This is a genomic window from Nocardia otitidiscaviarum NBRC 14405 (genome assembly GCF_000308635.1).
Classification (GTDB): Bacteria; Actinomycetota; Actinomycetes; order Mycobacteriales; family Mycobacteriaceae; genus Nocardia; species Nocardia otitidiscaviarum.
Genome location: NZ_BAGD01000087.1, coordinates 26836 through 33204 on the forward strand (window position 1 = coordinate 26836; position 6369 = coordinate 33204).

The window sequence follows — 6369 nt, forward strand, 5'->3', positions numbered from 1 at the left end:
GCCGCGGCCGGGACTCGGCGGTAGGAGTGAAGGTTGCCGTTCGGCCGCAGGGCGGCGAGCCCTCAGTCCGCGGTCGCGCCGACGGACTGTTCCTCGCGGTGTTTGCGTAGTTCGGCGATCTCGCGTTCGAAATCCTCTGCGGAGCTGAAGGATCGGTAGACGGAGGCGAAGCGGAGGTAGGCGACCTCGTCGAGGTCGCGCAGCGGGCCGAGGATGGCGAGGCCGACCTCGTGGCTGGGCACCTCCGGGGAGCCCTTGGCGCGTACCGCATCCTCCACCTGCTGGGCGAGCAGGTTGAGGGCGTCGTCGTCGACCTCGCGGCCTTGGCAGGCGCGTCGCACGCCGCGGATCACCTTTTCGCGGCTGAACGCCTCGCTCACGCCGCTGCGCTTCACCACCGAGAGAATCGCGGTTTCGACCGTGCTGAACCGCCGCCCACACTGCGGGCAGGCACGTCGCCTCCTGATGGCGGTGCCTTCCTCGGCCTCACGCGAGTCGACCACCCGGGAATCCGGGTGACGACAGTACGGGCAATGCATTCCGGATCCTTCGTCGATGCCTGGGGTCCTCAGCAACCCCGAGGATACCCGGCGGGACGCAATTACCGTGCGCCCGGTCTTGACATCAGGCCGTCAGCTGCCACTGCGAGGTCACGTCGGCGAGCAGATCCGGCAATCTGACCAGGAGGCGGCCGTTCGCCAGCTTGGCCGGGAAGGGTTCGGCCAGAACCGGTCTCGCGACCGCGGGATCGGCGACCATGGCCAGATAGCTGGGCAGCAGATCGTTGACGATGTAGTGCCAGCGCGTGTCCCGATCGGCCCAATTGAAATCGGGCAGCGGCGTGCGCAGTGAGATGGTGCGCCCGCCCGCCTCGGCGGTGAGGGTGGTGGGCGCGAAGACGCCGGGGGCGCGCACGCCGGGTACGGCCGCCTTCCCGGCGACGGTGCTCACGTAGGTCATGACCCGGCCCATGGCACCCCGCCCCCGGGAGGTCACATCCCACTGGTCGGCGATGATCTGATTCTGTTCCCGGTCGGTCATCCGCACCGCCGCGTCCGCCAGGCCGGCCGGGGTGCCGGCCGCGATTCCGCGCCAGGCCAGGATGGCGTTCTCGTCCAGGACCCCGGCCCGGTACATCTCCTCCACCGCGGCCAGGCCACCGGCCACGTACGCCTCGTGCATCGGCACCTGGTCGATGAAGATGTGCTTCTGCATGATCATCAGTCGGGTCTGATACCAGGTCAGATCCGCGGCGGTGAGCCGTGCGCCCGCGCTGGCCAGCAGCTGGATATCCGAGGGCAGGATGTCGAGCAGCTCCGGCGGTGTGGCGCGCAGCAGGTCGGCCACGGCATTGCCGAGCTGGTGCACGCCGGGCACGCTCACGATCGCGCCCATATCGCTCATATCGAAGAAGCCGGAGGCGAACGAGCCGCCCGCCAGCCCGGCCAGTCCCACCCAGTAGAAGTCCGGATGCTCGTTGTTGAGCCGCAGATAGTTCACATACACCTGGGTGAAGGTGCGGGTATTGGCGTCAACGCCGAGGGTGGGGTCCCAGGCCGCCAGGTCGATATCGGCATGGCGGGTGGCGACCGTGAGCCAGTACTGATGCAGCAGCGTGGCATAGCGGCGCGGTGCCACACCCGCCGCGCGGACCTCGTCGAGTGCCAGGCGCAGCGACTCCGGGTCCAGCGGCAACGCCGGATGCAGCCCGCCACCACCGGCCCCGTCGCCGTTCACCGGCGGCAGGTCCAGGTAGGCGGCATAGGCCGAGTCGGCATGGGCCGCCGGTGCCGTGACGAGTGTGGCCGGTACCGCGACCATGCCCAGTGCCAGGCAGCTCGCCATGCCCAGCAGTCGAACCACGGCCCCGGTCCGCCGATTTCCCCTACTACGTCCGCTCATCGATCGCACATTCCCCTGTTGCCTCGGTCACATCCCCGAGGAACGTAGCAACACGTTTCAGTTTGCGATCAACAATTCCGGCCATACCCCGTGGCCCATTCGACCCAACTCCCGCGGCGACCTTCCCCAGTCGCCGCGGAAGCCGAACGCCTAGCGCGGAACAGCGGGCGGCACCTGGGCGGGCGCGATCTCGCTGGACATGATCTCGGCGGGCATGATCTCGGCGGGCACGGTCTGCGAGCCGAACTCACCGGCACGCAGCTGTGCCAGCGCGATCAGACCCGCCACCGCCATGGCGCTCACCAGCGCCGCGATGGCCAGTGCCGCGAGCCCGGCCTGTGCACGCTGCACCCGACTGAACGAGCGGCGGCGGCGCATCGCCTCGGGTTCGATGCGCATCACGACATGGTCGCGACGCATCCGCGCCCGGCCGTAGGACACGACACCGGGGCGTGGCCGATTCCGACATGGCCGCCGTTCCGCGACCGGGCGCGACGCGGCATCCACGACACGCGCGGGCGCGAAGCTGGCGCGGATGGCGCGCGGGATGGTGTCGAAGCCGAGATCGCTTCCCAGGGTGTCGAATTCGCTGACCACAGTGCGCATCGAACAAACCTCCGAAGTGGGCTTATGGTGGATGTGCCGAACATGTTCGATCATGTGTTCGAAGAACTGATGTTCGAATTTCTACCACGCCCCACCGACAGATTCCAGTATTTCCGCGACATGCGTCGAACAGATGTTTGATCCAGCGCGGCCCTCGGACTACAGTCGAAGCACGAATTCCGGGTAGCTACCCACAATTCCGGTGCAGCAGCATTCCGGTGAGACACAGCAGGGAACGGAGGACGACGGCGGTGAGCGAACACGGCGGCGTGGACGGTGACAACGAACCGGTCGGCGACGACAGCACCGAAGCGTCCGGCACCGGGGCGGATCTCACCGTCCGGCAGCGCAAGGTGCTGGAGGTCATCCGCACCTCGGTGAGCGACCGCGGCTATCCGCCGAGCATCCGCGAGATCGGCGACGCCGTCGGTCTCACCTCCACCTCCTCGGTCGCCCATCAGTTGCGCGCCCTGGAGCGCAAGGGCTACCTGCGGCGCGATCCCAATCGGCCACGCGCCGTGGATGTCCGGGGCCTGGACGAGACGGCCGTGCGCGCCACCGGCGTGACCCAGCTGCGTCCGGTCGGCGCGGAACCCGGCGATTCCGGCGATCAGCCCATCCCGACCTACGTGCCCGTGCTGGGCCGGATCGCCGCCGGTGGTCCGATCCTGGCCGAGCAGGCGGTGGAGGATGTCTTCCCGCTGCCGCGCGAGTTGGTCGGCGAGGGTTCGCTGTTCCTGTTGAAGGTGGTCGGCCAGTCCATGGTCGACGCCGCCATCTGCGACGGCGACTGGGTGGTCGTGCGCCAGCAGAACGTGGCCGACAACGGCGATATCGTGGCCGCCATGATCGACGGCGAGGCCACGGTCAAGACCTTCAAGCGCACCGGCTCCCAGGTGTGGCTGATGCCGCACAACCCGCTGTTCGAGCCCATCCCGGGCAATGACGCACAGATTCTCGGCAAGGTTGTCACGGTGATCCGCAAGATCTGACCGTGCCGAACCCGCCGTGGCCGGGCGCCCGCCCCGCAGACCGGGCGCCGGGCCACGGCGGTTTTTCGTCTCGACGATCCTTCGCCGCTACGTCGCCGTGATACCGCCCCACACCGCGCGCGAGCCGCTCTCACCGACGCGGTAGATCTGCGCACTCGCCGCGACCCCGGCGACGATCGCGAGCACGATGAGGACACTCACCACGGGACGGCCGATGGTCGCGCCGCGCTCCTCGCGCCAGTGCCAGAACAGCAGCAGGAGCGCCACCACCAGCAGCGGGATCACGTAGTAGAGGGTGGCGCGGCCGAGCTCGACGTGCTCGTCGATGGCCGGCGTGCTGCCCACTCTGGTGTACAGCCACTCGCCCGCGTCGATGGTGAGCGGTGTCAGCGCGACCACCACCACCGCCAGGACCGCGGTCGGCCACACGAGTCGCCGGCGCGCGGCCACCCACAGTGCGCAGAGGATGAGCAGCGCCGCGGTGAGCGGCACCAGCACCACCAGTGCGTGCACCAGTAGGACGTGCGCGGGCAGTCCGTCGAGGGTCGTCATGGCAGCGCCTCCGTTCCGTCGCGCGGATACCGGGAACAACGTATCCCGGCGCGCCACGGTTCGGGTGTCAGCCGCCCGCGACTTCCGTCCGTGCGGTCTCGGCGGGCTCGATCCGGGACATGAGGACGGTCGCCTCGTTGTCCTCGGCCGGTTCGGCGGGTTGGGCGTCGGTCGGGCCGACCAGCGGCACGGTCAGATAGCCGAGCAGTTCGTATCGCACCGGAACGGTGAGCGCCGCCGAATGACGGTCGTGGGCGATGAACGCGAGACCGGGGCCGAGCACGGAGCGCACGGCGTCGAGCCAGCGTCCGTCGGTCACCCGGCAGTCCGCCCAGGGGAAGTACTCGAGCCCGGTGCGCAGGAAGAACCGTTCACCGATGCCCGCGCGGCGCAGCAGTTCCCCATGCCACTCGTCGACGCGGGGCTTGGCGGTCCCGGCGTAGATGCGCTGGTTCGGCGCCGGGTTGGCGGTGCCGAAATCGGCGAGGGTGTCCAGCAGCTGCTGGGGCAGCTCGTCGGCGCGCACGAAACCGAGGACCTCCAGCCCCTCCAGGAGCCGGGGTAGTTCACTCGCGCGCCGCTGATCCTCGTGGAGCTTGAACTTGCGTCGAATGCTGTCGCTGCGCATCTACGTCCTCGCCGAACCGTTCACGTCGACGCGCTCAGCACCACACGAATCCGCTTGCGCCGGAATCTCGCCAGCGGTAACCAACATCGTCGAACCTTCCAATTTCCCTCATCGCGACCCGCGGCGTTCTGCCCGTTGCGGGCGATGTGCCCCGGATCACACGCACCATAACATGGTCAATCGTACGAATAACACTCGCGGCGATCCGTCGGTAGACGTTTAACCCATGGTCATCGGGGGTACGCACCGCCGACGATCTCGCCCTGGGTGACCAATCCGGGATTGCCCGCATCCCAGTAACCGTGGTGCGCCCACGGCTCTCCCGGGAACACCGCGAGGAACGGCAGTTGCAGCCGGGTGCCCGGCGCGGACTCGAAAACCGTTGCGCCGAACGCCCGTTCGATCGGACTGATACCGTGCGCCACGGAACCGAAGACGGCGACCGGATCGGCGGCGGCCGCGGTGGCGAAGATGTGCCGGGGGTTGTCCGCGGGCGGCACGCCGTCGAGCCGGAGCTCGGTGACATGATCGGTCCGCACCCCCGGACTGCCGACGAAAATCACACTATCGGCCGCGAGCGACCGTCCTCCGGTGGCCGCGACACCGATCACGGTACTGCCGTAACTGTGGCCTACGAGTGTGGTGTGCGCGGGCGGGCCGGAGTGGGTGGCGCGCAGACCGTCCAGGAAGCGGTCGAGCGCGGGAGCGGCGGCGGTGGCGTAGTCGGGGCGCAGCGCGGCCATCAGGTCGGGCGGCGCGTGGTAGCCGTACCAGGTGATCACCGCGCTGCGCTCGGCCGGATTCGCGCGTGTGGCCGCGTCCAGCAGCGCACGCGAGCGGTCGACGCCCGCGCCGATGGTGCCCAGCCGCGCGCCGGTGCCGGGGAGGAAGGTCGCGATATTGCGGGCGGCGTCCGGATTGCCGAGGGCGATCGCGCCCCGCCCGCTGTCGTCGACCGCCAGCAGATAGCGGGGCGGGTCATCGCCACCGTCGAGCTGCCGACGAACCACCCGATAGTCGGCCAGCCGGGTGTGCGCCTCCTGCCGGGCGGCGTCCCACTCCCGCAGACGTATCCACTCCGCCGGTGTACTGGGCGGGTTCCGCCCGGCCACCCAGTCCGGATGCAGCCCGTCGAGGTAGGCGAGTTCGGCGTGGGCGGCCGACTCCAGCCGCGCCAGATACCGCCGGTTGTAGAAGTCCCGCGCCACCGCCGGAATGCCGTCGCGATTCCCGATGGCCGGGTCGTAGGCGACGAGCGCGTCGCGATCGGCGGGCGTGAGGGATTCCCACAGCTCATGCACGGCATACGGGTCCTCGGGGAACAACGCGGCGCCGTCCAGGATGTCGATGACCCGCGAATCCGGCCGTGCGCCCTGGGGATTCGCCGCCAGGGCGAGCAGTTGGGCACGGGCGTCGTCGAGTCGGGCCGCCACCTCACGGTCCAGCCCGTCGGCGGCCGCCAACAGCGGCACCAGCCGCGCCTGGAGTGCCGCGGCCTTGGTGTCGAGACATGCCTGGAGTGCGAGATCCAGGGCGGGATTGCCCGTGTCCGCCACGGGTGCGGTGACCGTACCGTCGTCGGCGACCACGCAGCCGTGAGCGTGGGCGTCGTCCTCGAGGCCGAGTACCGTGGCGCGGATCTCCACGAGATTCCCGGCGTCCGCGCAGGCGTCGGCGATATCGAGTACG

Annotated in this window: 7 protein-coding genes; 1 reads left to right on the forward strand and 6 read right to left on the reverse strand. The window is 69.4% G+C overall.

Annotated elements, in window-relative coordinates; all coding sequences use genetic code 11:
- Nucleotides 1-62 precede the first annotated feature (62 nt).
- The 3 genes from nrdR to ON31_RS19655 all read right to left on the reverse strand — a co-directional run bounded on the left by nrdR (nt 63) and on the right by ON31_RS19655 (nt 2508).
- A complete protein-coding gene (gene nrdR, locus ON31_RS19645; RefSeq protein WP_039815659.1) occupies nt 63-539 on the reverse strand; it encodes a transcriptional regulator NrdR in 477 nt (158 codons plus the stop codon).
- An 85-nt stretch (nt 540-624) separates the two neighbouring features.
- Entirely contained in the window at nt 625-1863 is a 1239-nt protein-coding gene (locus tag ON31_RS19650; protein ID WP_306306423.1) for a hypothetical protein, read from the reverse strand.
- Between the two features lie 189 nt (nt 1864-2052).
- Nucleotides 2053-2508, reverse strand: a complete 456-nt coding sequence (locus ON31_RS19655) for a hypothetical protein (RefSeq protein WP_115061561.1) — start codon at nt 2506-2508, stop codon at nt 2053-2055.
- 269 nt (nt 2509-2777) lie between these two features.
- Between ON31_RS19655 and lexA the strand changes: the two genes are divergently transcribed.
- Nucleotides 2778-3500, forward strand: coding sequence for a transcriptional repressor LexA (lexA, locus tag ON31_RS19660; protein WP_039815678.1), 723 nt, complete (start codon nt 2778-2780; stop codon nt 3498-3500).
- A gap of 87 nt (nt 3501-3587) precedes the next feature.
- Here the strand turns inward: lexA and ON31_RS19665 are convergent, their stop codons facing one another.
- From ON31_RS19665 to ON31_RS19675, 3 genes are all read right to left on the reverse strand, one after another.
- Nucleotides 3588-4052: a DUF2231 domain-containing protein gene (locus ON31_RS19665; protein ID WP_039815662.1), complete on the reverse strand. Its 465-nt coding sequence runs from the start codon at nt 4050-4052 to the stop codon at nt 3588-3590.
- A gap of 67 nt (nt 4053-4119) precedes the next feature.
- Entirely contained in the window at nt 4120-4680 is a 561-nt protein-coding gene (locus ON31_RS19670) for a hypothetical protein (RefSeq protein WP_039815664.1), read from the reverse strand.
- A gap of 230 nt (nt 4681-4910) precedes the next feature.
- Nucleotides 4911-6369: alpha/beta hydrolase (locus tag ON31_RS19675; RefSeq protein WP_051037500.1), on the reverse strand; the 1459-nt coding region annotated here is incomplete at its 5' end.

Coding starts and splice junctions, on each gene's coding strand:
- nrdR (WP_039815659.1), bottom strand. CDS start 539: ATGCATTGCCCGTACTGTCGTCACCCGGATTCCCGGGTGGTCGACTCG.
- ON31_RS19655 (WP_115061561.1), bottom strand. CDS start 2,508: ATGCGCACTGTGGTCAGCGAATTCGACACCCTGGGAAGCGATCTCGGC.
- ON31_RS19665 (WP_039815662.1), bottom strand. CDS start 4,052: ATGACGACCCTCGACGGACTGCCCGCGCACGTCCTACTGGTGCACGCA.
- ON31_RS19670 (WP_039815664.1), bottom strand. CDS start 4,680: ATGCGCAGCGACAGCATTCGACGCAAGTTCAAGCTCCACGAGGATCAG.